A 25498-nucleotide genomic window follows, 5' to 3' on the forward strand; every position below is an offset into this window, starting at 1 on the left:
CCCGACGTCGCGCGGAGGTTCCGAGGACCGGTCCTGCAGAGCCCGGCCGCCGTCGCCAGGCCGGGCACCTGAGCGGCTCAGCCCATCGTCTTCTGGCCGTCCAGGGACTCCCGCAGGATGTCGGCGTGGCCAGCGTGCTGGGCGGTCTCGGCGACGATGTGCAGGAACACCCGCCGCGCCGACCGGGTGGCGCCCGGCGGGAACCACGGCGCCTCCGGCAGGGGGTGCGAGACGTCCAGGTCGGGCAGCGTGCGCACCAGGTCGTCGGTGCGCCGGGCCACCTCGGCGTAGTCGGCGAGCACGCCGGCGAGCGTCTCACCCGGCAGCAGCCGGAAGCCGTCCTGCCAGTCCGCGACGCCGGCCGCGTCGGCCGGCGCGGCCATGGCCTGGGTGCCCTCCACGACGAAGCGGGCCCAGCCGGCCTCGGTCGCGGCCACGTGCTTGACCAGGCCGCCGAGCGTCAGCTCGCTCGCGGTCGTCCGCTGCCGCGCCTGCTCGTCGCTGAGCCCCTGCACGGTGCGGCGCAGGAAGTACCGGTGCGCGGCGAGGGTCTCCAGCAGGTCGGCGCGCTCGGGGCTGAGGGAGCTGTCGGTCATCGGGAGGTTCCTTCCGTCGGGTGGGGCGGTCAGGTGTGACGGTAGGGGCCATCGGTGCCACTTTCCGGCCTCGATCGAGGAGGATCTGCACCCGTGGCCGACACCGGGAACCGCACCCTGCGACTGCTCTCCCTCATGCAGACCCGACGCCAGTGGTCCGGTACCGACCTGTGCGACCGGCTCGGGGTCTCGCTCCGGACCCTGCGGCGGGACGTCGAGCGGCTGCGCGAGATCGGCTACCCGGTGGAGGCGCGCCCGGGTGTCGGCGGCGGGTACCGGCTGGCACCGGGCGCGGTGCTGCCACCGCTGGTGCTCGACGACGACGAGGCCGTCGCGCTGACCGTCGGGCTGCAGGCGGCCGCGCAGACGGCGGTCGCAGGCATGGGGGAGGCGTCGGTGCGGGCCCTCACGAAGGTGGTGCAGGTGCTGCCGGCGCGACTGCGCCGCCGGGCCGAGGCGCTCGACCGCGTGACGACCCGGGGGGCGTGGGGCGGGGGGCCGCTCGTGGACCCGGGGGTGCTGACCACGGTCGCCGAGGCCTGCCGGGACACCGAGCGGCTCGCCTTCGGCTACACCGACGCCGCCGGTGCGCGCACCGAGCGGCTCGTCGAGCCCTCGGCCCTGGTGGCCCTGGGCCGCCGCTGGTACCTCGTCGCCCACGACACCGGGCGGGGGGACTGGCGCAGCTTCCGCCTCGACCGGGTGACCGGGCCCCGGCCGACCGGCGCCCGCTTCGCGCCCCGCCGGCTGCCGGCCGAGAGCCCCGAGGCGTTCGTCCGGGCCGGCACGGACACGCGCACCGGGTCGTTCACCGTCGTGGCCCGGGTGGACGCCCCGGCCGCGGTGGTCCGGCCGCGCATCGGCACCTGGGCGGCGGTCGAGGACGACGGGGACCGGGCCTGCCGGGTCCGCATGGAGACCGACCAGCTGGGCTGGGCCGCCTTCGCGCTCGGCACGGTCGGGACCGGGTTCACCGTCGAGTCGCCCCCGGAGCTGCGGACCCTGCTGGCCGAGTGGGCCCAGCGGTTCGCCCGGGCGGCCGGCTGACGGGGCCGGCGTCGGCTCCTGCGGCGCGCCGGGCGTGCACCCGGCGGGCCATCACGCGGTACCCGGCGATCAGGGCCGCGTTGCCCAGCAGCAGCCAGAGGCCGAGCAGCACCGCTGTCGCCAGTGCCGTCGCCCCGTAGCGGGCGGTGAAGTCGGCGAACTCCAGGTAGACGAGGTAGCCGCCGGTGGTGGCGGCCACCAGCCCGGTGGCGGTGGCGGCGCCGACGACGACGTCGACGACCCGGGCCTCCCAGAGGCGGAACAGCGTGTAGATGAGCCCGATGACCAGGCCCAGGAGCAGCAGCACGCCCAGACCCAGGGTGATCCGCAGGGCCGGACCCGAGCCCAGCAGCCGCGGCACCAGGTAGAGCGAGGCCAGCCCCGAGAACACCACGACGGGGAGCACGGCGATGATCGCCAGCGCCAGCAGCCGCCCCTTCCAGCCGCGGATCCGCCGCTCGGTCTCGGGTGCGACGGCGCTGAACGCCCGGGCCAGGGCGGCGCCGTAGGTGGTCGCCGGCCAGACCGCCGCGACGGCCGCCACGGGCCCGGTCGTCGACGCCACGTCGATCAGGGCGCGCAGCACGTCGGCCACCGGGAGCTGGTCCGGCGCCTGGTCCTCCACCTGGGTCCCGAGGTCCTGCAGCGCGGAGTCGTCGACCACCAGACCGGCGACCCAGAACCCCAGCAGCACCATGGGCGGCAGGGAGACCATCGCGTAGAAGGCCAGGCTCGCGCTGGTGGTGAGGAACTCCGGGCTGCGCAGCCAGGCCACGAACCGCCGGACCCGGCGGGGCACCCGCCGGTAGCCCTTCCCCAGCCGTTCCCGGAGTCGACGGACCCTCTCGCGGGCCTCAACCACAGCTCGGGCCGTCCTCCTCCGGTCGAGCGATCGGCTGCTCCGGCGGCGTCTCGTCGCTGACCTCGGGGCGGTCGGCGCCGGCCGTGCGGCCGAACTGCTGCGTCGCCCACACCGAGCCGTCGGGGGCGCAGAAGAAGCCGATGCCGATGCGGTTCCAGCCGGGGTTGAGCACGTTCACCCGGTGGCCGTCCGAGCGCATCCACCCGACGTGCGCCGTTCCGGCGGACACCGGGCCGGACGCGGTGAAGACGTTCTCCCCGACCCCGGTGAAGCCCTCCAGCTCGTTCCGGCCGAGCACCTCACCCAGGTCCTGGTGCGAGATCCCGCCGGCGCCGGCCATCTCCTCGCTCCACGCCCGCGCCACGGTCGCCAGCCCCTCGTCCCACTCCAGCGGCGGCAGGTCCCGCGCCGCGCGCTCGTCGTTCACCCGGTCGAAGACGTCGCGGGCCATCCGGGCGGCGGGGTCGCCGTCCTCGGCCGACGGCGGCTCGTCGGGTTCGGGTGCGGACGCGGTCCCGGCGCCGGGCGAGGGCGAGGTCTCCACGGCGACGCACCCGGTGGTGGTGAGGAGGACGGCGGCGAGCGCGAGCAGGAGCCGGGCGAGCAGGGATCCGTTGGCGGCCATGCCGGTCTCCTACCCGGCGCGGTCGCCGGACGCGTCGCGGTGCGGGGCTGTCACGGGATCGTTAGCGTCGCCGGCATGGCCGGGAGCAGCGGGCGGGTCGCCCTCGTCACGGGGTCGGAGTCGGGCATCGGGCGGGCGATCGCGCTCGCCCTCGCGGAGCAGGGCTGCGACGTGGGCATCACCTGGTACCGCGACCGGGCGGCCGGCGAGGCGACCGCCGAGCAGGTGCGGGCCCTCGGCCGGCGCGCCGAGGTGCGCCACCTCGACCTCACCCGGCTCCCCGGCGCCGCCGACGTCGTCGACGAGCTGGCCGACGCGCTCGGCGGCGTCGACGTGCTGGTCAACGACGCCGGCACCGGCCACTCGACCCCGCTGCTGGACCTGGAGTTCGCGACCTGGCGCGAGGTGCTGGCCACCGACCTCGACGGCGCGTTCCTGTGCCTCCAGCGCGCCGCCCGACGCATGGTCGCCGCCGGCGAGGGCGGGCGGATCGTCAACATCACCAGCGTGCACGAGCACGCCCCGCGCGTCGGCGCGGCCGGCTACTGCGCCGCCAAGGGCGGGCTGGGCCTGCTCACGAAGGTCGCCGCCCTGGAGCTCGCCGAGCACGGGATCACCGTCAACTCCGTCGCGCCCGGCGAGATCGCCACCCCCATGACCGGTCAGGAGGACGAGGACCCGACCGCACCCGGCCACGAGCGCCCCGGCGTCCCGCTGCGCCGGCCCGGCGACGCCCGGGAGGTCGCCGCGGTGGTCGCCTTCCTGGCCTCGCCGGCGGCCGGCTACGTCACCGGGGCGTCGTGGGCGGTGGACGGCGGGATGCTGCAGATGGGCCCCATGGCCGGGTCCCACCTGGCGGCCGACGACTGGCGCCGCGGCTGACCGCGACCGCGCGCCGGGAACTCAGCTGAGCCGGTCGCGCTTGCGCCGGTAGAGCTGGGCGTCGGCGCGGGCCAGCACGGTCGCGAGCTCCTCTCCCGGCCGGGCCGTGGTGACCCCGGCGGTCCAGGTGAAGGGGTGCGTGCCCGCCAGGGCGACCATCAGCTCCCACGCGGCGGCCTCGTCGGTCGCCGGCAGGCACAGCACGAACTCGTCGCCGCCGTAGCGGCCGAGCAGGTCGGCCCGCCGCAGCCGGCGGCGCCAGCCGGCGGTGAGCTCGCGGAGGAGGTCGTCGCCGGCGCGGTGCCCCTCGCGGTCGTTGACCTCCTTGAAGTCGTCCAGGTCCAGGATCGCGAAGCTCAGCGGTTCACCGGTGCGCGCCGCCCGCGACAGGTGCCCGGACGCCTGCTCCTCCCAGGCGCGGCGGTTGGCCACGCCGGTGAGCGGGTCGGTGCTCGCGGCCCGGCGCAGCTGCCGGGCCAGCCGGCCCTGCACCTCGGTGAGCGCGACCACCGAGACGACGACGGCGACCCACGCCGACAGGAAGTCCGAGGGGGCGGCGGCCCAGGCACCGGCGCTGCCGCAGAGGACCGCGATCGCGCCGTGCACCCGGGCGGCGGGCAGCGGCAGGAAGTGCGCGGCGTACAGGCTCACCGCGATCAGCGCCGGCCCGAGGCCGACCACGCCCACGGCGGTCGCCGAGCGCCACGCGACCACGCCGATGAGCACGGAGAGGAGGGCGACGCCGGCGTGCAGCAGCCACGGCCGCACACGGCCGGCGGTCGACCGCAGCACCGCGCCCGCGGTCAGGCCGAGCCCTCCGAGGGCCCACAGCAGCCCGACGGGTGTGGCGTCGTCCATCGGCGCCGCGGCGCCGAACCAGCAGAGGAGACCGCTGATGCCGTAGACCACCGCCAGCAGGGTCGCGGCCGTCCGTGGTCCGGTGTGCACCCAGTTCCTCCGCGTCCTCCCCCCGAGGTCGACCCCTCCATCCTGCGGGGCGAGCCCGGCTGCGCGCCCGAGGGGGAGGGGGAACGACCCGTCCGGGTGGTGCCGCCACGCCGGTCCGGCGGGGTGCAGCGGGGTGCGGCGGCGTCGCCGGGGCCGTACGGTGCGCCCAGGGGTCCAGCCCGGGACAGGAGAGCGTGTGCAGTCCACCGCCGGTCGTCCGGGTGCCGCGGGCGCCACCGTCGGGGTGGAGGAGGAGTTCCACCTCGTCGACCCCGAGTCGTTCGCGCTGGCCCCGAGGCCGGAGCTCGTCCGCGCCGCCGCGCGGCACGAGTTCGGCGAGCGGGTGCACGCCGAGATCACCACCACCCAGCTGGAGACGGCCACCGGCATCTGCCGCACCCTGGGCGAGCTGCGGAGCGCGCTGGCCGGCACCCGGGCGGAGGCGCAGGCCGCGGCGGGCGGCGCCGGGGCCGCGCTCCTCGCGGCCTCCACGCACCCGTGGGCCGGCTGGCGCGAGCAGGTCATCACCCCGGAGCCGCGGTACGAGGCCATGGTGCGGCGGTGGGCCGGGCTCGCCCAGCGCCAGGACATCTGCGGCTGCCACGTGCACGTCGGCGTCCCCGACCTCGACACGGCGATCGCCGTCCTCGACCGGGCGCGGGTGTACCTGCCGGTGCTGCTGGCGATGACCGGCAGCTCCCCGTTCCACGACGGCGGGGACACCGGCTACGAGAGCTACCGGACGCTGTGGTGGGGCCGCTGGCCGCACACCGGCATCCCCGAGCCGTTGGGGTCCGCGGACCGCTTCCGGGCGGTCGTCGACGGGTTGGTCGCCGCCGGCGTCATCGAGGACGCCTCCCACCTGTACTGGGACCTGCGGCCCTCGGCGCACCTGCCCACCGTGGAGTTCCGGCTGGCCGACGTCTGCACCGACCTCGACGACGCCGTGCTGCACGCCGCGCTCGCCGCCTCGCTGGTCCGCGTCCTCGTCGCCCGTGCGCGGCGCGACGAGCCCTTAGAGCAGCCGCGATCGGAACTGCTGCGCGCGGCGCGCTGGCGGGCCGCGCGGGACGGCCTCTCCGGATCGCTGTTCGACCCGGTCGCCGGGGTGCTGGTCGACCCCCGCGTCGCGGTCGACGGGCTGCTCGCCGAGCTCGCCGACGACCTGGCCGACCGCGGGGAGGAAGGGGAGGTGCGCGACCTGGTTGACCGGCTCTTCGCGCGGGGTACCTCCGCCGACCGGCAACGGTCCGTCTGGCGGCGCACCGGCGACCTCCGGGAGGTGGCCGCCGCCGTCGTGCACGAAGGGAGCCGGCGATGAGAGGTCCAGGGCACGCCCCGATCCGCGAGCTCGCCCGGCCGCTGCGCGCCCCTGCCGACCTCGACCCCCTCCTCGAGCGAGTCGGCGACGCCCGGATCGTGGCCATCGGCGAGGCCAGCCACGGCACCCACGAGTACTACGCGTGGCGGGCGGCGCTGACCCGGCGGCTGGTCGAGGAGCTCGGCTTCGACCTGGTGGCGGTCGAGGGCGACTGGCCCGACTGCTACCGGGTGGACCGCAGCGTGCGGCTGCGGGCCGGCGCCGACGAGGACCCCCGCGATGCCCTCGACGCCTTCGCCCGCTGGCCCACCTGGATGTGGGCCAACGACGACGTCGTCGACTTCTGCCGCTGGCTGCGCGACCACAACGCCGGGCTGCCCGAGGAGCGCCGCGTCGGCTTCTACGGCATCGACGTCTACAGCCTGTGGGACTCGATGCACGCGCTGGTGGACTGGCTCGCCGAGCACGAGCCCGGCCACGTCGACCAGGCCAAGCAGGCGCTGGCCTGCTTCGAGCCCTTCGGCGAGGACGGCGCGGAGTACGCCTTCGCCAGCCGGCTCGCGCCCACGTCCTGCGAGCAGGCCGCCGTCGACCTGCTGCGGGCGCTGTGCGAGCGGCGGGGCGACGCCGAGGCCGCCACCGGGGCCGACGCGCGCTTCGCCGCCGAGCAGAACGCCGCCGTGGTGGTGGGCGCCGAGCGCTACTACCGCGCCATGGTGCGGGGCTCCGCGGAGTCGTGGAACGTCCGCGACGTGCACATGGTCGACACCCTCGACCGGCTCCTGGACCATGCCGGCCCGAAGGCCGTCGTCTGGGAGCACAACACCCACATCGGCGACGCCCGGGCGACCGACATGGCCGCGGCCGGGATGACGAACGTCGGGCAGCTGCTGCGCGAGCGGCACGGCGTCGACGACGTCGTCCTCGTGGGGTTCGGCGGCTACCGCGGCGGCGTGGTCGCGGGGCGGCAGTGGGGCGCGCAGATGGAGCGGATGACGGTTCCCCCGGCCCGGCCCGGCAGCCTGGAGGCCCTGCTGCACGACGCCCTCGGGGAGGACGCGCTCCTCGTCTTCCCGCGCGGGGAGCGGCCGGAGTGGCTGGACCGGCGGCTGGACCACCGGGCCATCGGCGTCGTCTACCGGCCCGAGCGGGAGAAGTGGGGCAACTACGTGCCCACGGTCCTCGGCGAGCGCTACGACGCGTTCCTCCACCTCGACGACACGACGCCGCTGCAGCCGCTGCACCTCGAGCGGGCCGACGAGCACGTGCCGGTCGGGGCGTTCGACGCGTGAGCGGCCCCGCCGCCGCCGCGACCGGCCGCCTGGTCAGCCGCCCGACGGCCACGCCGCCGGGCGAGGCCTGGCCGGCCGGGGTGCACGCGCTGGACCTCGGCGGGGGAGCGGAGGCGCTGCTCGCCGTCCCGCCGGGTGAGCCGGTCCCGCGCCCGCTGCTGGCGTTCTTCCACGGCGCCGGCGGGACCCCGGCGCAGAGCCTCGCCGCGGTGGGCGCGGCCGCCGCCGGGCGCGGCGTCCTCGTCCTCGCGCCGCGCTCGGGCGCGTCCACCTGGGACCTGATCACCGGGCGGCTGGGCCGGGACGTCGCCGTTCTGGACGCCGCCCTCGCGCAGGTGGCCGAGCGGGCGCCGGTCTCCCGCCGCGCGGTCGGCGGGTTCTCCGACGGCGCCTCCTACGCACTCTCCGTCGGCCCTGCCAACGGCGACCTGTTCGACGCCGTCCTCGCCTTCTCCCCGGGCTTCGCGCACCCGCCGGCGCAGGTGGGGGCACCGCGGCTGTGGATCACCCACGGCACCGGTGACCGGGTGCTGCCGGTGGACCGCTGCGGCCGCCGCCTGGCGACGGCGTTCGACGCGTCGGGTTACGAGGTCACCTACGACGAGTTCGACGGCGGGCACGTGGTGCGGCCGGACGGCGTGGTGACGGCGCTGGACTGGTGGCTGGGCACGGCCTGAGCCCGGCTCACATCGAGCGGGTCTCCCCGGCGCGGTCGGCGAAGGCGTCGGCGATCCGCCCGTCGAGGGCCGCGGTGACCTGGTCGCGGTGCAGACGGACGCCGTCGGCGTCCGTCCGGCTCCAGTCCGAGGACAGCTCCCCGGCGACCAGGTCGGCGGCTCGCTCCACCTCGGCGCGCTGCTCGTCGTCCCGGCAGGCGACGGCGACGTCGCGGAGCATCCGCAGCAGGGCGGTGATCAGCGTCGGCTCGCTCCCGCCGAACCGGGCCACCTGGCCGCACGTCAGGTCCAGGTAGTACCGGATGTCCCGGTCGGGGACGATCGCCCGGCCGACGCCGTCGCCGTCGGCGTGCAGGGTCGGTCCGAGGTGCCGGCCGGTGAGCCGGACCAGCAGGTCGCCCATGTGACCGATCGCCGTCGCCGCCGTCACCGGGTCGTTGATGCTGGGGGACATCGCCTTCACGGCGATGTCCTCGAGCTGGCGGAACCCGAACGCGGCGTCCTGGTCGATCGTCCGCTCGTTGTTCAGGACGACGGCCGCCCGGACGACGTCACCCAGGTCCTCGCCCCCGCCCCAGGTCGTCGCGATCGGGCTCCCCATGGTGATCATGTCGCCGGGACGGACCTCGACGCGGACGACGGCGTCGTGGTCGCGGGCGGCGTCGACCAACGTGTCGGTGTCCACCACCTCGACGAACCCGCTGCGGTCGGCGCTCACCAGCCGCCCCGCGCTGGTCTCCAGGTCCAGCTCGTCCGGGGACCGCTGCCCGTGGCCGGTGTAGGGCCCGTAGAACGTCTCGATCGCCCGCCGCGCGTCGTCGTGGACCCGCGTCATCATGGTGTCGACCCGCAGCATGCGCACCATGTGGCTGATGAAGGCGAGCAGGCCGCCGACGCAGGCGATGCCGAGCAGGGCAGCGACGAGGCACACCAGCGTCGGCACCGGCTGGGAGCTGTTGATGCCGCGCAGCCCGGTGACGGCGAACACGAAGGTGGCGGTCAGCACCGAGAGGACGCGCTTGGTGACCCCGTCGCGGACGAAGTCGCGCAGCAGCCGGGGCGAGAACTGCTGCGAGGCGAGCTGCAGCGCCACGATCGTGATGCTGAAGGTCAGGGTGGCGATGGTGACCGCGGCCGTGGCCACCAGCTGCAGGAGCGTGCCGGCGGCGCTGGTGTCGGCCGGCCAGAGGGCGGCGAGGAACCCGCCGCGGGGTTCCACCATGCCCAGGGCCCACCCGGCGGCCGCGGCCACCACGGCGCTGGCCGCGGGCCACACCCAGAGAGGTGCCTGCGATCGTGCTGCGCTCGCCTGTCCCCGTTGCGTCACGGGGCGCGCCTACCCGTTCCCGGGCCGTTACGCACCGGCGCGAGGACCCGGGCCCCGCGCCGGTGCGGTGGCTCAGGCGGAGTCGCGCTGGGTGACGTCCTCGTCCGAGGGGTCGACGTCCTTGGGGCCGCCGGTCTTGGACACCTCCCAGTTGGGGCCCAGCTGCTCCAGGGCCAGCCGGCCGTAGACCTGCTGCTGCGTGGCCACCCGCTCGGAGCGGCCCCGGCCGAGGAAGCTGACCATCCAGTGCAGCACCGTCGTGATGCGGCTCTTGAACCCGACGATGTACATGAGGTGCACGACCAGCCACAGCACCCAGGCGATGAAGCCGCTGAACTTGAACTTCCCGATGTCGGCGACCGCCGAGAACCGGGAGATGGTGGCCATCGAGCCCTTGTCGAAGTACTCGAACGGCTTCTGCGGCTGCTTGCCGGTGGCCCGCCGCTCGATCGCCTCGGCGGCGTAGCGGCCACCCTGGATGGCGACCTGGGCGACGCCGGGGAGCTTGCCCAGGGCCATCATGTCGCCGACCACGTGGATCTCCGGGTGACCCGGCAGGGTGAGGTCGGGCTGCACCGAGATCCGGCCGGCGCGGTCGACCTCGGCCCCGGTCTGCTCGCCGAGGATCCGGCCCAGCCCGCTGGCCTGCACGCCCGCGGCCCAGATCTTGGTCGCCGCCTGGATGCGGCGGACCTGGCCGTCGGTGTCCTTGACCTCGAGGCCGTCGGCGTCGACGTCGGTGACCATCGCGCCCAGCTGCACCTCGACGCCGATGTCGTTGAGCTGCCGCCGGGCGGCCTCGCCGAGCTTCTCGCCGAACGAGGGCAGCACCGCCGGGGCGGCGTCGAGCAGGATGACCCGCGCGCCCGTCGGGTTGATGTTGCGGAAGTCGCGGCGCAGGGTGCGGCGCGCCAGCTCGGCGATCTGCCCGGCCATCTCGACCCCGGTGGGCCCGGCGCCGACGACCACGAAGGTGAGCAGCCGGTCGACCTCGGCCGGGTCCTTCGCGATCTCGGCGAGCTCGAACGCGCCGAAGATCCGGCCGCGGAGCTCGAGGGCGTCGTCGATGCTCTTCATGCCGGGCGCGAACTCGGCGAACTGGTCGTTGCCGAAGTAGGACTGCCCGGCGCCCGCGGCGACGATCAGCTCGTCGTAGGGGTGGACGAGCTTCCGGCCGAGGATCTCGGAGGTGACCGTGCGGGCGGCGACGTCGATGTCGGTGACCTCGCCGAGGACGACGCGCGCGTTCTTCTGCCGGCGCAGGATCTCACGGGTGGCGGGCGCGATCTCGCCCTCGGAGAGGATGCCGGTGGCCACCTGGTAGAGCAGCGGCTGGAACAGGTGCTGGGCGGTCTTGCCGATCAGCGTGACGTCGACCGGGGCCTTCTTGAGGGCCTGCGCGGCGAAGAGGCCGCCGAAGCCGGAGCCGACGATGACGACGCGAGGCCGGCCACCGGGGGAGTCGATCGGGGCGGACGCCTGCGCTGGTGATGTCGTCATGATGTTTTCATCCTTCCACTTGCCCCCGTGCCGGTCGGGAGCACCCCGGGAGATGCACGTCACAGCGTGTCGACCTCGGTCGGCTCGCGGGTCGACCGCGGTCCCGGTAGACCATCCGGGTGCCGCGATCGGTGTCCGTCGTTCTCGTTCCCGGTCTGGGCCTGGATGAACGTTCCGCGGTCAGGTTGCGCGCGGAAGTTGCGGTCGACGTCGTCGTCCTGCCGGGGATGGGGCGGCGCGCACCGGTGCCGTCGGTCGACGACCTGGCGCGCGGGCTCGTCGAGGCACTGCCCGCGGGGCCCGTGGTCCTGGTCGGGCACTCGCAGAGCTGCCAGGTGGTGGCGGCGGCCGCGCACGACCCCCGGGTGGTGGGCGTCCTGCTGTGCGGGCCGACCACCGACCCGCGGATGCGCCGGTTCCGGGTGCTCGCGGCGCGCTGGGTGCGGACCGCCCTCGCCGAGCCGTGGTGGCAGGTGCCGTTGATCCTCCGGCAGTGGCTGCGCACGGGGCCGCGCGCGATGAGCTCCCTGTGGCGGTCGGCGTCACCCGACGCGATCGAGGGCCGGCTGGCGGGGGTCACGGCGCCGGTGGTCGTGGTGCGCGGGGACCGCGACGCGCTCTGCCCCCACGACTGGGCCGAGCGGGTGGCTGCCGCCGCGCCGCACGGCCGGCTGGTGGAGCTGCCGGGTGCGGCGCACATGACCGTGCAGACCCACCCCGCCGAGCTCGCCGCACTGCTCGGCGCGTTCTGACCGCCGTCGTCCTCGCCGCACGCCCCCACCCCGCCGCGCACCGCGAGGTCGACCCGGTGACGTGCTGGAACGGCCTCCCTGCAGGGGCTCGCCGGGAGCGTGGTGACGTGCTGGAACGGCCTCCCTGCAGGGGCTCGCCGGGAGCGTGGTGACGTGCTGGAACGGCCTCCCTGCAGGGGCTCGCCGGGAGCGTGGTGACGTGCTGGAACGGCCTCCCTGCAGGGACCCACCGCGAGCGCAGCGAGTGGTGGGGGGCAGGGAGGTCCTTCTACTGGCCGTCCGTGCGGCCGCGCACCTCGGCGTAGCGCTCCCGGACGTGGGTGGCCGCCGGGGCGTCGAACTCCCGGAGCCCCGGCTGCGCCCACTCGGGCGGGGTGTCGGCGCCGGAGAGCACCCAGGCGGCCTGCCGGGCGGCGCCGTCGGCGACGTACTCGCCGGGCGGCGGCACGAGGACCGGCCGGCCGAAGATCCCCGGGGCCAGCTGCTGCACGGCCTCGGAACGGGCGGCGCCGCCGATGAGCAGCACCCGCTGCACGTCCACGCCCTGGGCGACGACGGCCTCGATGCCGTCGGCCAGCCCGCAGAGCAACCCCTCGACGGCGGCGCGGGCGAAGTGCGCCGGCGTGGAGGTGCGCAGCGTGAGGCCGTGGACGGCGCCGGTCGCGTCGGGGAGGTTGGGCGTCCGCTCGCCCTCCAGGTAGGGCACGAGCACGAGGCCGTCGGCGCCGGAGGGGGCCGAGAGCGCCAGCTCCGAGAGGGTCGCGTGGTCGACCCCGAGCAGGGCCGTGGCGGCGTCGAGCACCCGGGCGGCGTTGAGCGTGGCCACCAGCGGCAGGTGGTTGCCGGTGGCGTCGGCGAACCCGGCCACGGTGCCGGTCACGTCGGCGACCGCCGTGGGGGTCACCGCCGACACGACGCCGGAGGTGCCGATGGAGACGACGACGTCGCCGGGCCGCGCCGCCAGGCCGAGCGCCGCTGCGGCGTTGTCGCCGGTGCCGGGGCCGAGGACGGCGCGGCCGCCGGCGAGGGTGCCGACGCCCTCGGCGGGGCCGGCGACGCGGGGGACCGCCGGGAGCCGCCCGCGCATGGCCCGCTCGAGCAGGTCGAGGCGGTACTCGCCGGTGCGCGCCGACCAGTAGGCGGTGCCGCTGGCGTCGCCGCGGTCGGTCACCAGCGCGGCGAGGTCGCGGTCGGCCCGCAGCCGCCAGGTCAGCCAGTCGTGGGGCAGGCAGACGGCGGCGGTGCGGTCGGCGTTGCCGGGTTCGGCGTCGGCCAGCCAGCGCAGCTTGGTCGCGGTGAAGGAGGCGACCGGCACCAGCCCGACGGCGTCGGCCCAGGCTCGACGGCCGGCGTCCTCGTCGCCGTCCCCGAGTTCCCGGATGAGCTCGGCGGCGGCGGGGGCCGACCGCACGTCGTTCCACAGCAGCGCGTCCCGGACGACCTCGCCCTGCTCGTCCAGGCAGACCATCCCGTGCTGCTGACCCCCGACGGCGAGGGCGTCGACGTCGTCGAGGCCGCCCGCCTCCGCTGCCGCGGCGCGGAAGGCGCCTTCCCAGGCGCGGGGGTCGACCTCGGTGCCGGCGGGGTGCGACGCCCGCCCGGACCGGACGAGCTCTCCGGTCGCCGCGTCCCGGACCACCACCTTGCAGGCCTGGGTGGAGGTGTCGACTCCTGCGACGAGCGTCATCGGACCTGCTCCCGCCCGGGGGTGGCGGTGAGGTCGGCGGGGGGCTGCGCGGACACGGGCGTCATGGGAACGGGACCTTAGGCCGACCGCCGGGCACGCGCCCGCGGGAGGGCGCCGCGCCGCGCGGGAGCGCTCCGCCTTGACCGCCCGACCGGCGACCCCTAATTTGTTTGCTGATCCGACGAATTTCGGGTCCGACGTCCGGGGAGGTGGGCATGGGGGAGGCGCCGTCGCTGTACGACGGGTCGTCGGAGCGTCGGGCCCCGGCCGACCAGGCCACCGTGCGCCGGACCAACCTCGGGCTGGTCCTGCGCCACCTGCGCGACCACGGGCCGCGCTCCCGGGCCCGCATCGCCCAGGAGACCGGCCTGAACAAGGCGACGGTCTCCAGCCTCGTGGCCGAGCTCTCCGACCGCCGCCTCGTCACCGCCGGCGAGGTCGACCGGGCCGGGTCGGTGGGCCGCCCGGGGCTGACCGTGCACCTCGACGGGGCGTGCGTCTGCGGCATCGGGGTCGAGCTCAACGTCGACTACGCCGCCGTGCTGGTGCTCGACCTCCGCGGCGGGGTGCTGTTCGAGCAGCGGCTGGCGCTCGACCTCCCCGCGCTCGGGGCCGAGCGGACCCTGGACGCCGTCGCCGCGCTGGTGTCCGACGCCGTCGCGGCGGCCGCCGCCACCGGCGCCCGCCCGGCCGGCCTGACGGTCGCGGTCGCGGGCCTGGTCCGGAGCGTCGACGGCGTGGTGACGCTGGCGCCCAACATCGGCTGGCACGACGTCGCGGTGCTGGACGGCCTGCGCGCCCGCCTGGATGCCGACTTCCCGATCCGCGTGGAGAACGACGCCAACCTCTCCGCCATCGCCGAGTGGGCCATGGGCTCGGAGGCGCGCACCCCCGACCTGGTCTACCTGACCGGTGAGGTCGGCGTCGGTGGCGGCGTCATCGTCGCGGGCCGGCTGCTGCGCGGTGCCGGTGGGCTCTCGGGCGAGGTGGGGCACACGTCGCTGGGCGACCCGGACGCCGTCTGCGGCTGCGGTCGGCGCGGCTGCTGGGAGACCGTGGTCGGCATGGCGGCACTCCTGCGCGCGGCCGCCGACCCCGGCGACCCGGTCGGCGACCCGGCTCGTGACCTCGAGGCCCGCCTGTCGGAGGTCGCCGCCCGGGCCGAGGCCGGCGACGCCCGCACGCTCGCCGCGCTCCACCAGGTCGGCACCTCCCTCGGCACCGGCGCCGCCGTCCTGATCAACCTGTTCAACCCGCGGGTGGTCATCCTCGGCGGCTACTTCGCGGTGCTCGGGAAGTGGCTGATGGAGCCGCTCATGGCCGAGCTGGAGGTCCGGGTGCTCGGGCCCGGGGTGGCCGGCGCGCGCGTCGTCCTCTCCACCCTGGGCTTCACCGCCGCCGTGCGCGGCGGCGCGCACGTCGCCCTCGAGTCGGTGTTCGACGACCCGACGCTGGTCCCCGTGCCCTCCTTCGAGCCGGCCGGGGCAGGCGCCCGGTGACCACCCGGCCCGCCCCGGACCGCGGCCGCCTCCTCGACGCCCAGGTCGCCGACCTGGCGACCACCCTCGCCCCCGGCGAGCAGCACACCCCCTCGTCCGCCGACGGCCGCGCGAGCCAGCGCGCGCCGGAGGGCGCCGAGCCGAGCACGACCCACCGATCGACCCGGACGGAGATCCCCGCATGAGCGACTACACCCCCCGCAAGGACGACAGGTTCAGCTTCGGTCTGTGGACCGTCGGCTGGCAGGGCGTCGACGTCTTCGGCGGCGCCGTCCGGCCCCCGCTCGACCCGGTCGAGGCCGTGCACCGGCTCGCCGAGCTCGGCGCGGCCGCCGTCACCTTCCACGACGACGACCTGGTGCCCGACGACGCCACCCGCGAGGCGACCCTCGAGCGCTTCAAGAAGGCGCTGGCCGAGACCGGCGTCGGCGTGGAGATGGCCACCACCAACCTGTTCGGCGCCCCGGTGTTCAAGGACGGCGGCTTCACCGCCAACGACCGCGCCGTCCGCCGGTACGCCCTGGCCAAGGTGCTGCGCAACATCGACCTCGCCGCCGAGCTGGGCGCGAAGACCTACGTGCTGTGGGGCGGCCGGGAGGGTGCGGAGTCCGGCGCGACGAAGGACGTCGCCGCCGCGCTCGACCGGTACAAGGAGGGGCTGGACGTCCTCTGCGCCTACGTGCGCGACAAGGGCTACGACATCCGCTTCGCCCTGGAGCCCAAGCCCAACGAGCCGCGCGGCGACATCCTCCTCCCGACCATCGGCCACGCCATCGCCTTCATCAACGAGCTGGAGGAGCCCTCGCGCGTCGGCCTGAACCCCGAGGTCGGGCACGAGGAGATGGCCGGGCTGAACTTCGCCCAGGGCATCGCCCAGGCGCTGTGGCACGACAAGCTCTTCCACGTCGACCTCAACGGCCAGCACGGCCCCCGCTTCGACCAGGACCTGCGCTTCGGCGCCGGCAACCTGCGCGGTGCGTTCTGGACCGTCGACACACTCCTGGGCTCGGGCACGGGCAAGGCCTACGACGGCTACCTGCACTTCGACTACAAGCCGCCGCGGACCGAGGACATGGACGGGGTCTGGGAGACCGCCCGCGCCTGCATGCGCAACTACCTGGTCCTGCGGGAGAAGGTGCAGGCGTTCCGGGCCGACCCCGAGGTCGCCGAGGCCCTGGAGGCCGCGCGCGTGGGCGAGCTCGCCGTCCCGACCCTGGGCGAGGGGGAGTCGCTCGACGCGCTGCGCAGCGAGGCGCACGACCCCGAGGCCCTCGGCGCCCGCGGTCTGCACTTCGAGCGGCTCGACCAGCTGGCGATGGAGCACCTGCTCGGCGTCCGCTGAGCGCAGCCCCGCGCGGGTGGGTGGGGACGCCCCCACCCACCCGCGCGGGTCAGGCGGGTCGCCGCCGGGCCTCGACGGCGAGCACCGCGAGCACGACGACCGCCGCCGCCTCGATCCAGAAGGACTCCCACCACAGCGGTGCCGCGGTGGTCTCGACGAAGCCGAACAGGCCGACGGTCGTCGACAGCAGGAGGCCCGCGAGGGTGCCGAGCGCGGTCAGTGCTCCCAGCGCCGCGGCCAGCCACAGCAGCCGGCGGGGGGTGACGAGCACCAGCAGGGCGAGGCCGAACCCCGCGATCGCGTTGAGCAGGAACAGCGGGCCGATGACGTCGATGGTCCGGTAGCCGTCCAGCCACAGGTCCAGGTGCAGCCAGCCCATCGCGACGAGCAGTGCGCCGCCGATGAGACGCAGCGGCCAGATGAGCGCCCCGGACCGGTCGCGGGTAGGGGTCGTCTTCACGCGACCTCCACGCTGACCTCCATGCCCATCGCCCGGTGGTTGCCCACGGAGCAGTAGAAGACGTAGCTGCCCGGCTCGAGCTCCACCGTGAGGGTCTCCGACTGCCCGGGCTGCAGCACCTGGGTTCCGGTGACGTCCTCGCCGTCGCGCTCGACGATGAAGTCGTGGCTGGCGTCGCCCTCGTTCGAGACGGCGAACTCGTAGGTGCCGGCCGAGAAGCTGTCCTCGTCCAACTCGATCGCGAAGTCGATCAGCTGGGCCTCGACGGTCTCCGTCTCCTGCTCACCGGCCGGCGCGGAGGAGGCGGTGGACGCCGAGGTCTCGGCCGCGCTGGGCGTCGTCGACTCGGTGGTGACCTCGGCCGGGGCGTCGGCCACGGCCTCGGTGTCGCCGTCGTCGGAGCCGCAGCCGGCCACGACCAGGGCGAGGCCCGTGATCGCGACGGCCAGGCGATGGGCCGCTGGACGCTTGTTCCAGGAACGCACGGGACCTCCTCCGGACCGGCCACCGGACGGCGACCATCGTGGGATCGAGATCCTGCGGCCGGGCGCCCCGCGGCGGAAGTGCTTCCGGCGCGCCGCTCAGCGGGGCGTCGCGCCGTCGGCGGGTGTGACCTTCTGCTCACACCAGGTGACGACCGTGCTGAGCACCTCAGGGTCCACGGGACCGCGCAGCTCCCGCCGGTACGCGGTCAGCGAGGCGCGACCGGGCTGGCGGCGCAACGTGTGCGTGAGGTCGGGGACCAGCCGGGTCTCGACCCGCCCGCCCACCGTCGCCGCGATCACCGCCAGGTCCTCCGGGCGCACCTGCAGGTCCTTGGTGCCGGTGACCGCGAGCACGGGAACGTGGAGCCGGCGCAGGTCCTCACGCGGGTCGTGGGCCAGGAACTCGCGGTGCCAGCGGGCGTTGACCCGGGCGCCGCCGATCCGGGCGACGTCGGTGGTCGTGGCCCGGATCCGCTCGTGGTTGGCGATCACCTTCGTCTCCAGGTCGGTGCGCAGCAGCCGGAGCAGGGCGCGCACCGGCCGCGGCAGCGTGGGGCCGAGCTGCCGGGCCTGCCACCGGAGCAGCTCCTCGCCGGGCGTCGCGCTCATCGCGAGGAGCACCAGCCCGGCCACCGGGGCGCCGCGCGCGGCGAGCGAGGCCGCGAGGAGCGCGCCCTCGCTGTGCCCGGCCAGCAGCACCCGCGCGGGATCGACCTCCGGCCGACCGCGCAGGTGGTCGAGGGCCGCGCCGAGGTCGTCGACGTTGTCGTGCAGGCCGGCGGCCCGCCAGTCACCGGGGCTGCCGCCGACCCCGCGCTTGTCGTAGCGCAGCGAGGCGATCCCGGCCCCGGCCAGCGCGTGCGCCAGCTGGCGGGCGACGTCGAAGCGGGCGCGGCGGTGGTTCGAGTCGCGGTCCAGCGGGCCCGAGCCGGACGCCAGGAGCACGGCGGGGACGGGCAGCGGGGCGTCGGGGAGCGCGAGGGCGCCGGCGAGCGGGCTCGGACCGGGCACCTCGACCGGGACGTCGCGCACGTCAGCGGACCGGCCGGAGCGAGGCGGCCACGGCGGCGGCGTCGTCGGCGCCGACGAGCAGCGTGCCGTAGCGCTGGCCCTCGAGGCGGACCCGCACGGCCGGCTGCCCGCGCCGCACGCAGACCAGCGTGCGTTCGCCGGGGCGCCGCCAGGTCCCGACCTTCCGGACGCCGGGGAGGGCCAGGCCGGGGGCGCGCAGACCGCGGGTCGCGGGGAGGGCGTCCGCGACGACCTCGACGGAGCGGATCGCCGAGCGCGGCACGTCGACGTCCCGCAGGAGGCCGGCGATCTTCTCCCTGCGGGTGAGGCGGACGGACAGGGTGGAGGGCGTCAGTTGCAGCGTGGCCATGCCAGTCACTATTCTCAAGTCTGAGACTGTTGTCAATCATGAGAACGGTGACGCGTGAACTCGGTCGACCTACTGCTCCACCCGGTGCGGCTGCGTGTCGTGCAGGCGTTCCTCGGCGACCGCACGCTGACCACCGGGGAGCTGCGGTCGGCGCTGCCCGACGTCCCGGTCGCGTCGCTGTACCGGCATGTCGGCGTCCTGGCCGACGCCGGGGTGCTGGCGGTCGTGGGGGAGCGGAAGGTCCGGGGCGCCGCCGAGCGCAGCTACCGGCTCGTGCTCGAGGCGGCGGACGTGCCGGCCGAGGAGCTCGCCGCCATGACCGCCGAGGACCACCGGCGCGCGTTCACCGCCTTCGTCGCCTCGTTGCTCGCCGACTTCGACCGCTACCTCGACCGCGGGGAGCCCGACCTGGCCCGGGACGGCGTCGGCTACCGCCAGGTCGGGCTGTGGCTCACCGACGCGGAGTTCGGCGAGCTCCTGGCCGACCTGCGCGCGGTGCTGCGGGAGCGGCTGGCCAACCGGCCCGGCGACGGGCGCCGGCGCCGGCTGGTCGGCCTGGTGAACCTGCCGGGGGAGGAGCCCCCGGGGTCGGTCAGCCGTTGAGGCGCTTGCGGGCCTTCGCCGCCCGCTTGTTCGCCTTGTCCAGCGTCTTCGCGGCCTTGCGCACCCGCCGGGGTTCGCGGTCGACGGTGCCGCGCACCAGCAGGCCGATGCCGATGCCGAGGAGCCAGCTGTCCTTGGCGATCGCCAGCCCCTGCTCGGTGGGGGCCAGGCTGCCCTCCTTCCGCATGCCCGGCGTCTTCAGGTAGAGGCCGAGCAGCCCGCCGGAGAAGGCGGTGAGCGCGGCCCCGGCGACGGCCGTCGGCACGAAGGGGGTGAGCAGCGCGGCGCCGATGGCGATCTCCGCCGTCGACAGCGCCTTCGCGAACTGCTGCGGCGCCACGCTGCCCAGGAACGGGTAGGTGCCGGCGGCGAAGCCGTGCATGCCGGCCGCGGTCTCCTCGTCGGCGCCGCGCTTGCCGAGGCCGCTGTTGAGGATGAAGGCGCCGGCGGAGATGCGGGGCGCGATCTCGGACAGGGTGATGGGCAGGCCCATGGGTGTGCACCTCTCGGGTCGGGGGCTGGTCCAGTGCTCAACGAGCGTGCCCCGTGCGCCGGTCGTCAACCGTGCCGCCGTCCCCCCATCGGTCCACGTCACCCGGAACGGCGCCGCGGGCGTGCCACTATGGCGGCGTGGCGTCCACTTCTGCCTCGGCCGGCGTGCTGCTGCGTCACGTGCGCACCGGCCGCGCGCGCAGCCGCGCGGACCTCGTGGCCCTCACCGGCGCGTCGCGGAACACGATCAGCGCGCGCGTCGACCAGTTGATCGCGGCGAACCTCCTGGAGGAGGGCGGCCGGGGCTGGAGCACCGGTGGCCGTCCGCCGACGCTGCTGCAGTTCAACAGCCGGGCGGGGTGCGTCCTCGCCGTCGACCTGGGGGTCACCAGCGTCGACGTCGCCGTCACCGACCTGTCGGCGCAGATCCTGGGCACCGTGGGGCACCCGATCGACATCGCCGACGGGCCGGGCCCGGTGCTCGCCGAGGTCGACCGGCTGGCCCAGAAGGTGCTCGCCGACGTGGGGCTGACCCCGCGTGACGTCTGCGCCGTCGGCGTCGGCGTGCCCGGGCCGGTGGAGTTCTCGACCGGCCGGCCGTCGCACCCGCCGATCATGCCGGGCTGGCACGACCACCCCATCCCGAGCGCCTTCGGCCGCTACGAGTGCCCCGTCTACGTGGACAACGACGTCAACGTGATGGCGCTGGGCGAGATCGGGGTCGCCGGCTCCTCGCAGGACCTGCTCGTCGTCAAGGTCGGCACCGGCATCGGCTGCGGCGTGATCGTCGACGGCCGCGTCTACCGCGGAGCGCAGGGCAGCGCCGGGGACATCGGGCACATCCACGTGGCCCAGCCCGACGGGCGCACCGTCGTCTGCCGGTGCGGGCAGGAGAACTGCCTCGAGGCGATCGCCGGGGGCGGTGCGCTGCTGCGCGACGCGGTCGCGGCGGGCCTGCCGGTGGAGACGGTCCGCGAGGTCGTGCGGCTGGCCGCCGAGGGCAACGGGGTCGCGCTGGAGCTGGTGCGGGGCGCCGGGCGCACGATCGGCACGGTGCTCGCCTCGCTGGTCAACTTCTTCAACCCGCACCGCATCGTCATGACCGGCGGGGTGGCGCAGGCCGGCGTCCCGCTGCTCGCAGGGATCCGCGAGGCCGTCTACCGGCGCGCGATGCCGCTGGCCGCCCGGACCCTGGAGATCACCGTGAGCGAGGCGCCCGACCTCTCCGGCCGGGTGGGAGCCGCGCTCATGGCCATCGAGGAGTTCCTCGACGAGGACTCCGTCGGCGCCCTCGCCAGGTAGCGCCCGGTCGGGCCGGGCGGGGCCCGGAGCGCTCCGCGCGGGCGCGACGCAACGGGCTCCGCGGCGGCCGGGACGGTACCTGGCCGCGGTGCGGTCCGGAGGACCGCGACGTCTCGGTCGCGGTGTCGGCAGGGAGGTCGACGAAGTCATCGCCGGTCTCGGTTCGGTAACCGCGGCCCAGCAGCCTTGACCCCGTGTGACACCCCCCATATGTTGTCGCCTCAACGGACTAATGGTCAGTGCTGAGCAAAAGTCTTCCGGAGGTGGCGACGTGGCCGGTGCACCGGGTGCACGGGGCAGGGACGGCGCGGGGGCGCCCCTGCTGGAGATGCACGGCATCGTCAAGACCTTCCCGGGCGTGCGGGCGCTCGACGGCGTGGACCTCGACGTGCGCGCCGGTGAGGTGCACTGCCTGCTCGGGCAGAACGGCGCGGGCAAGTCGACGCTGATCAAGGTCCTCGCCGGGGCGCACCAGCCCGACGGCGGCCGGATCGAGTGGCGGGGCGAGCCCGTCGCGCTGACCAACCCGCAGGCGGCGATGAAGCACGGGATCGCCACCATCTACCAGGAGCTCGACCTGGTCGCCGGCCTCACCGTGGCCGACAACATCTTCCTCGGGCGGGAGCTCTCGCGGTTCGGCCTGGCCCGCCCGGCACCGGCGAACGAGGCCGCCGGCACGCTGCTGGCCCGCCTCGGGCACCCGGAGATCAGCCCGACCGCCGAGGTCGGCTCGCTGCCCGCGGCCGCGCAGCAGATGGTCAGCATCGCCCGGGCGCTCTCGCAGGACGCGAAGCTCATCGTGATGGACGAGCCCTCGGCCGTCCTCGACAACGAAGAGGTCCAGCACCTGTTCGAGGTCATCCGCGACCTGACCCGCGACGGTGTCGCGGTCGTGTACATCTCCCACCGGCTCGAGGAGATCCGCGAGGTGGGCGACCGGATCACCGTGCTCAAGGACGGGCGCACCGTCGCCACCGGGCTGCCGGTGCGGGACACCTCCACCCGCCAGGTGATCGAGCTGATGACCGGCCGGGACATCGAGTACGTCTTCCCCGACCGCCGGCCGGTCGCCGCCGCCGAACCGCTGCTCTCGGTCCGCGACCTCGGCCTGCGCGGCACCTTCCACGGCGTGTCCTTCGACGTCCGGCCCGGCGAGGTCGTCGGGCTGGCGGGCCTCGTCGGCTCGGGGCGCTCGGAGATCCTCGAGACCATCTACGGCGCGCGCCGGGCCACCAGCGGCACCGTCTCGGTCGCGGGGAAGCCACTGCGGCCGGGTCGCGTCTCCGCCGCGGTGTCGGCCGGGGTGGGGCTCGCCCCCGAGGAGCGCAAGAGCCAGGCGCTGCTGCTCGGCGACGCCGTCTACCGCAACATCAGCATCGCCAGCCTGGCCCGCTTCGCCCGCGGGGGCTTCCTCTCCGGCAGCAGCGAGAAGGACGCCGCCCGGGAGCAGGTGCAGGCCCTCGACGTCCGCCCGGCCGACGTCAACCGCGAGGTGCGGACGCTCTCGGGCGGCAACCAGCAGAAGGTCGTGCTCGCCCGCTGGCTGCTGCGCGACTGCCGGGTGCTGCTCCTGGACGAGCCCACCCGCGGGGTCGACGTCGGGGCCCGCTCGGAGATCTACGCGCTGATCCGCGAGCTGGCCGACCGCGGGGTCGCCGTCGTCGTCGTCTCCAGCGAGATCCCGGAGGTCCTGGGCCTCGCCGACCGGGTGCTGGTGATCTCCGACGGAGCGGTCGTCGCCGAGCAACCGGCCGACGCGCTGGACGAGCACGCCGTGCTCGACCTCGTCATGGAGGGAACGGTCGGCCCGCGCCCACGCGGCAACCGGCAGCAGGCCACCGCACAGCCGCACGAAGGGGACGTGGCATGACCGGCAGCACCGCGACGACCGGGGGAGCGGGCGCGCCCGCGCCCTCCAAGGACCGCGCACCCGAGGGCACCAACGGCAAGCGTCCCGGTCTCATGGCCGGGTCGGCGGGGCCGCTGCTCGGCCTCGTCGTGGCCCTGGCCCTGCTCTGCGTCGTCGGCGCGGTGACCGCGCCGGAGCGGTTCGTGGACATCGACAACGTCCTGACCATCCTGCGGCTGGCCGCGGTCGTCGGCGTGGTCAGCATCGGCATGACCTTCGTGATCATCGGCGGCGGCATCGACCTCTCGGTCGGTGCGCTGGTCGCCCTCTCGTCGGTGTGGGCGACCACGCTGGCGACCCAGGCCATGGCCGAGGACTTCCACTGGATCGTCATGGTGTTCACGGCGATCGCGGTGGGCGCCGGGGCGGGGCTGGTGAACGGGATCGTCATCGCCTACGGGCGCCTGGTGGCCTTCATCGCCACCCTGGCCATGCTCGCCGCGGCGCGCGGGCTGGCCGAGATCATCGCCAACCGCCGGACCCAGATCGTGCAGAACGACGGCTTCCTCGACTTCTTCGGCGGCGACGTCCTGGGCGTCCCGATGCTGGTGATCATCTGGGCGCTGGTGTCGATCGGCGGCTGGATCCTGCTCAACCGCACCACGTTCGGCCGGCACACCTTCGCCGTCGGCGGCAACGCCGAGGCCGCGCGGCTCGCCGGGATCCGGGTGCAGTGGCACACCCTCAAGCTCTACGTGCTCTCCGGCATCACCTGCGGCATCGCCGCCGTGATGCTCATGGCCCGGACGACGACCGGCAGCTCGACCCACGGCACGCTGCTGGAGCTCGAGGTGATCGCCGCCGTCGTGATCGGCGGCACCCTGCTCACCGGTGGGCGCGGCACGATCGTCGGCACCGTCCTGGGCGTGCTGATCTTCGTCACGCTCGGCAACATCTTCACGCTCAACAACCTCTCCAGCTCGGTCCAGGCGGTCGCGCGCGGCGTGATCATCGTGGTCGCCGTCCTGCTCCAGATGCGGCTCGCCGAGGGCCGCGGGGGCGGCTCGGGCTGGCTGCACCGCCTGCGTTCCGGCCGGGGCGAGTCGTCCTCCGGCGGACCGGTCGCCGGGGGTTCCCCGGCGGGCGCGGTGGCCGGCGGCACGAGCGTGCCCGGCGCCCCCGGCGGGGACCGGCCCGGCGCCGGCCCCACCCCCTGACCGAACCACCCGTCCCACCCACCGCACCTGCCGGCGACCCGCCGGAGAAGCACCCCGAGGAGAGAACATGTCCGCAGCGAGGCAGCGCCCCTACCGTCGCCTGATGTCCACCGCGGTCGCCCTGGCCGGTGCCGGCGTGCTCGTCGCCGGCTGCACCAGCAACGAGCCGGAGACCCCCGCGTCGGGGGGTGGCGGCGGCGGGAACGCGGTCGCCAGCTCGAACGACGAGGTCGGCGAGACCGTCCGGATCGGCTTCTCGGCACCGGCCGCCGACCACGGCTGGATGGCGGGCATCACCGAGGCCGCCCGCGCCGAGGCCGAGAACTACGAGGACGTCGACCTGATCGTCGCCGAGGGCACCAACGACGTCAGCACGCAGATCAGCCAGGTCGAGACCTTCATCAACGAGGGCGTCGACGCGATCGTGCTGCTGCCCTTCGACGGCGCCGCGATGACCCCGGTCGCGCTGCAGGCGATGGAGGCCGGCATCCCGGTGATCAACGTGGACCGCGAGTTCAACAGCCCGTTCGCCGCCCGCGCCACCATCCTGGGCGACAACTACGGCATGGGCGTCTCCGCCGGCACCTACATCTGCGAGCAGGTGGGCGACAACCCCGACGCCGTCGTCGCCGAGATCGCCGGCATCGACTCGCTGCCCCTGACCCAGGACCGCAGCCAGGGCTTCGCCGACGCGCTCGCCGACTGCGGCCTCGACGTCGACAACCGCGTCGCGGCCGACTTCACCGTCGAGGGCGGCGAGGAGGCCGCGGCCAACCTGCTGCAGGCCGCGCCGCAGATCGACGCCCTGTGGAACCACGACGACGACCAGGGCGTCGGCGTCCTGGCCGCGATCGAGAACGCCGGCCGCGACGAGTTCGTGATGGTCGGCGGCGCCGGGTCGGCGAACGCCATGCGCGAGATCCAGGAGGGCGACTCCGTCCTCCAGGCGACCGTCATCTACCCGCACACCCAGGCCGCTGACGGCATCGCGCTCGCCCGCCTGGTCGCGCAGGGCAAGTCGCTGTCCGACCTGGTCTCGCCCGAGGTCCCGCGGGAGATCGTGCTCAACGCCCCCGTCGTCACCGCCGAGAACGTCGAGGACTACATCGACCGCGCGTTCGAGTCCTGATCCGTCCACGGTGCGGCAGGGGAGCGTTCGCGCTCCCCTGCCGCGCCACCCCCGCTCCGGAGTTGCAGATGACCCCCACCCTCGGCATCGGGCTGATCGGCTACGCGTTCATGGGCGCGGCCCATTCGCACGCCTGGCGCACCGCCCCCCACTTCTTCGACCTCCCGCTGCGCCCGGAGCTGACCGTGCTGGCCGGCCGGGACCCCGCCAAGGTCGCCGAGGC

At 75.2% G+C, this 25498-nt stretch carries 26 protein-coding genes; 14 read left to right on the plus strand and 12 right to left on the minus strand.

Annotation, left to right across the window (positions count from 1 at the left end; all coding sequences use genetic code 11):
- Window positions 1-77: 77 nt before the first annotated feature.
- Window positions 78-596, minus strand: a complete 519-nt coding sequence (locus tag ACI792_RS14070; protein ID WP_456603139.1) for a DinB family protein — start codon at window positions 594-596, stop codon at window positions 78-80.
- A 93-nt stretch (window positions 597-689) separates the two neighbouring features.
- On the opposite strand from ACI792_RS14070, the gene ACI792_RS14075 reads away from it, so the two are divergent.
- Window positions 690-1643 (plus strand): helix-turn-helix transcriptional regulator, encoded by a 954-nt coding sequence (locus ACI792_RS14075; protein ID WP_456603140.1) that lies wholly within the window; start codon window positions 690-692, stop codon window positions 1641-1643.
- Here ACI792_RS14075 and ACI792_RS14080 read toward each other — a convergent pair.
- Both ACI792_RS14080 and ACI792_RS14085 read right to left on the minus strand, forming a co-directional pair.
- Window positions 1567-2505, minus strand: coding sequence for a YhjD/YihY/BrkB family envelope integrity protein (locus ACI792_RS14080; RefSeq protein ID WP_456603141.1), 939 nt, complete (start codon window positions 2503-2505; stop codon window positions 1567-1569). The genes ACI792_RS14075 and ACI792_RS14080 overlap by 77 nt on opposite strands.
- A complete protein-coding gene (locus ACI792_RS14085) occupies window positions 2498-3130 on the minus strand; it encodes a CAP domain-containing protein (RefSeq protein WP_456603142.1) in 633 nt (210 codons plus the stop codon). The genes ACI792_RS14080 and ACI792_RS14085 overlap by 8 nt, the downstream gene beginning before the upstream one ends.
- Window positions 3131-3205: 75 nt before the next feature.
- Between ACI792_RS14085 and ACI792_RS14090 the strand changes: the two genes are divergently transcribed.
- Entirely contained in the window at window positions 3206-4012 is an 807-nt protein-coding gene (locus ACI792_RS14090; RefSeq protein ID WP_456579972.1) for an SDR family oxidoreductase, read from the plus strand.
- A 21-nt stretch (window positions 4013-4033) separates the two neighbouring features.
- Here ACI792_RS14090 and ACI792_RS14095 read toward each other — a convergent pair whose 3' ends face one another.
- The gene (locus ACI792_RS14095; protein ID WP_456603143.1) at window positions 4034-4960 is read right to left on the minus strand and encodes a GGDEF domain-containing protein; all 927 of its coding nucleotides are present in this window, start codon (window positions 4958-4960) and stop codon (window positions 4034-4036) included.
- A gap of 196 nt (window positions 4961-5156) precedes the next feature.
- Between ACI792_RS14095 and ACI792_RS14100 the strand changes: the two genes are divergently transcribed.
- The 3 genes from ACI792_RS14100 to ACI792_RS14110 are packed head-to-tail and all read left to right on the plus strand — an operon-like array spanning window position 5157 to window position 8250.
- Window positions 5157-6281, plus strand: coding sequence for a carboxylate-amine ligase (locus tag ACI792_RS14100; RefSeq protein WP_456603144.1), 1125 nt, complete (start codon window positions 5157-5159; stop codon window positions 6279-6281).
- Window positions 6278-7573 (plus strand): erythromycin esterase family protein, encoded by a 1296-nt coding sequence (locus ACI792_RS14105; protein ID WP_456603145.1) that lies wholly within the window; start codon window positions 6278-6280, stop codon window positions 7571-7573. The genes ACI792_RS14100 and ACI792_RS14105 overlap by 4 nt, the downstream gene beginning before the upstream one ends.
- Window positions 7570-8250 (plus strand): alpha/beta hydrolase, encoded by a 681-nt coding sequence (locus ACI792_RS14110; RefSeq protein WP_456603146.1) that lies wholly within the window; start codon window positions 7570-7572, stop codon window positions 8248-8250. Before ACI792_RS14105 ends, ACI792_RS14110 begins: the two co-directional genes overlap by 4 nt.
- A 7-nt stretch (window positions 8251-8257) precedes the next feature.
- Here the strand turns inward: ACI792_RS14110 and ACI792_RS14115 are convergent, their stop codons facing one another.
- Window positions 8258-9526 carry a DUF2254 domain-containing protein gene (locus ACI792_RS14115; protein ID WP_456603147.1) on the minus strand — a complete coding sequence of 423 codons (1269 nt, stop codon included), beginning with the start codon at window positions 9524-9526 and terminating at the stop codon, window positions 8258-8260.
- Window positions 9527-9649: 123 nt separating this feature from the next.
- Window positions 9650-11077, minus strand: a complete 1428-nt coding sequence (locus tag ACI792_RS14120; RefSeq protein ID WP_456603148.1) for an NAD(P)/FAD-dependent oxidoreductase — start codon at window positions 11075-11077, stop codon at window positions 9650-9652.
- A 131-nt stretch (window positions 11078-11208) separates the two neighbouring features.
- Here ACI792_RS14120 and ACI792_RS14125 point away from each other — a divergent pair, with 131 nt between their 5' ends.
- Complete coding sequence (locus tag ACI792_RS14125) at window positions 11209-11829, plus strand: alpha/beta fold hydrolase (RefSeq protein WP_456603149.1); 621 nt, start codon at window positions 11209-11211, stop codon at window positions 11827-11829.
- A 268-nt stretch (window positions 11830-12097) separates the two neighbouring features.
- Here the strand turns inward: ACI792_RS14125 and ACI792_RS14130 are convergent, their stop codons facing one another.
- Window positions 12098-13516, minus strand: coding sequence for a xylulokinase (locus ACI792_RS14130; RefSeq protein ID WP_456603150.1), 1419 nt, complete (start codon window positions 13514-13516; stop codon window positions 12098-12100).
- Window positions 13517-13731: 215 nt separating this feature from the next.
- Here ACI792_RS14130 and ACI792_RS14135 point away from each other — a divergent pair, with 215 nt between their 5' ends.
- The 3 genes from ACI792_RS14135 to xylA are packed head-to-tail and all read left to right on the plus strand — an operon-like array spanning window position 13732 to window position 16357.
- Window positions 13732-15015 carry an ROK family transcriptional regulator gene (locus ACI792_RS14135; protein ID WP_456603151.1) on the plus strand — a complete coding sequence of 428 codons (1284 nt, stop codon included), beginning with the start codon at window positions 13732-13734 and terminating at the stop codon, window positions 15013-15015.
- A complete protein-coding gene (locus ACI792_RS14140; RefSeq protein ID WP_456603152.1) occupies window positions 15012-15200 on the plus strand; it encodes a hypothetical protein in 189 nt (62 codons plus the stop codon). Before ACI792_RS14135 ends, ACI792_RS14140 begins: the two co-directional genes overlap by 4 nt.
- Window positions 15197-16357 carry a xylose isomerase gene (gene xylA, locus ACI792_RS14145; RefSeq protein WP_456603153.1) on the plus strand — a complete coding sequence of 387 codons (1161 nt, stop codon included), beginning with the start codon at window positions 15197-15199 and terminating at the stop codon, window positions 16355-16357. The genes ACI792_RS14140 and xylA overlap by 4 nt, the downstream gene beginning before the upstream one ends.
- A gap of 49 nt (window positions 16358-16406) precedes the next feature.
- Here the strand turns inward: xylA and ACI792_RS14150 are convergent, their stop codons facing one another.
- The 4 genes from ACI792_RS14150 to ACI792_RS14165 form a co-directional block, all read right to left on the minus strand.
- Window positions 16407-16817 (minus strand): hypothetical protein, encoded by a 411-nt coding sequence (locus ACI792_RS14150; protein WP_456603154.1) that lies wholly within the window; start codon window positions 16815-16817, stop codon window positions 16407-16409.
- Entirely contained in the window at window positions 16814-17302 is a 489-nt protein-coding gene (locus ACI792_RS14155) for a cupredoxin domain-containing protein (RefSeq protein WP_456603155.1), read from the minus strand. Before ACI792_RS14155 ends, ACI792_RS14150 begins: the two co-directional genes overlap by 4 nt.
- A 96-nt stretch (window positions 17303-17398) precedes the next feature.
- Entirely contained in the window at window positions 17399-18334 is a 936-nt protein-coding gene (locus ACI792_RS14160) for an alpha/beta hydrolase family protein (RefSeq protein WP_456603156.1), read from the minus strand.
- A gap of 1 nt (window position 18335) precedes the next feature.
- Window positions 18336-18683 carry a hypothetical protein gene (locus ACI792_RS14165; RefSeq protein WP_456603157.1) on the minus strand — a complete coding sequence of 116 codons (348 nt, stop codon included), beginning with the start codon at window positions 18681-18683 and terminating at the stop codon, window positions 18336-18338.
- A gap of 54 nt (window positions 18684-18737) precedes the next feature.
- On the opposite strand from ACI792_RS14165, the gene ACI792_RS14170 reads away from it, so the two are divergent.
- A complete protein-coding gene (locus ACI792_RS14170; protein ID WP_456603158.1) occupies window positions 18738-19286 on the plus strand; it encodes a helix-turn-helix domain-containing protein in 549 nt (182 codons plus the stop codon).
- Here the strand turns inward: ACI792_RS14170 and ACI792_RS14175 are convergent.
- Window positions 19276-19779 carry a hypothetical protein gene (locus tag ACI792_RS14175; protein ID WP_456603159.1) on the minus strand — a complete coding sequence of 168 codons (504 nt, stop codon included), beginning with the start codon at window positions 19777-19779 and terminating at the stop codon, window positions 19276-19278. The genes ACI792_RS14170 and ACI792_RS14175 overlap by 11 nt on opposite strands.
- Before the next feature lie 137 nt (window positions 19780-19916).
- Between ACI792_RS14175 and ACI792_RS14180 the strand changes: the two genes are divergently transcribed.
- The 4 genes from ACI792_RS14180 (at window position 19917) to ACI792_RS14195 (ending at window position 25275) form a co-directional block, all read left to right on the plus strand.
- On the plus strand, window positions 19917-21080 hold the full coding sequence (locus ACI792_RS14180; RefSeq protein WP_456603160.1) for an ROK family protein: 1164 nt from the start codon (window positions 19917-19919) through the stop codon (window positions 21078-21080).
- A 271-nt stretch (window positions 21081-21351) separates the two neighbouring features.
- A complete protein-coding gene (locus ACI792_RS14185) occupies window positions 21352-22950 on the plus strand; it encodes a sugar ABC transporter ATP-binding protein (protein ID WP_456603161.1) in 1599 nt (532 codons plus the stop codon).
- Window positions 22947-24146, plus strand: a complete 1200-nt coding sequence (locus ACI792_RS14190; RefSeq protein WP_456603162.1) for an ABC transporter permease — start codon at window positions 22947-22949, stop codon at window positions 24144-24146. Before ACI792_RS14185 ends, ACI792_RS14190 begins: the two co-directional genes overlap by 4 nt.
- 103 nt (window positions 24147-24249) lie before the next feature.
- Window positions 24250-25275: a substrate-binding domain-containing protein gene (locus tag ACI792_RS14195; RefSeq protein ID WP_456603163.1), complete on the plus strand. Its 1026-nt coding sequence runs from the start codon at window positions 24250-24252 to the stop codon at window positions 25273-25275.
- Window positions 25276-25498 lie beyond the last annotated feature (223 nt).

It is taken from the genome of Blastococcus sp. SYSU DS0669 (assembly GCF_054050895.1).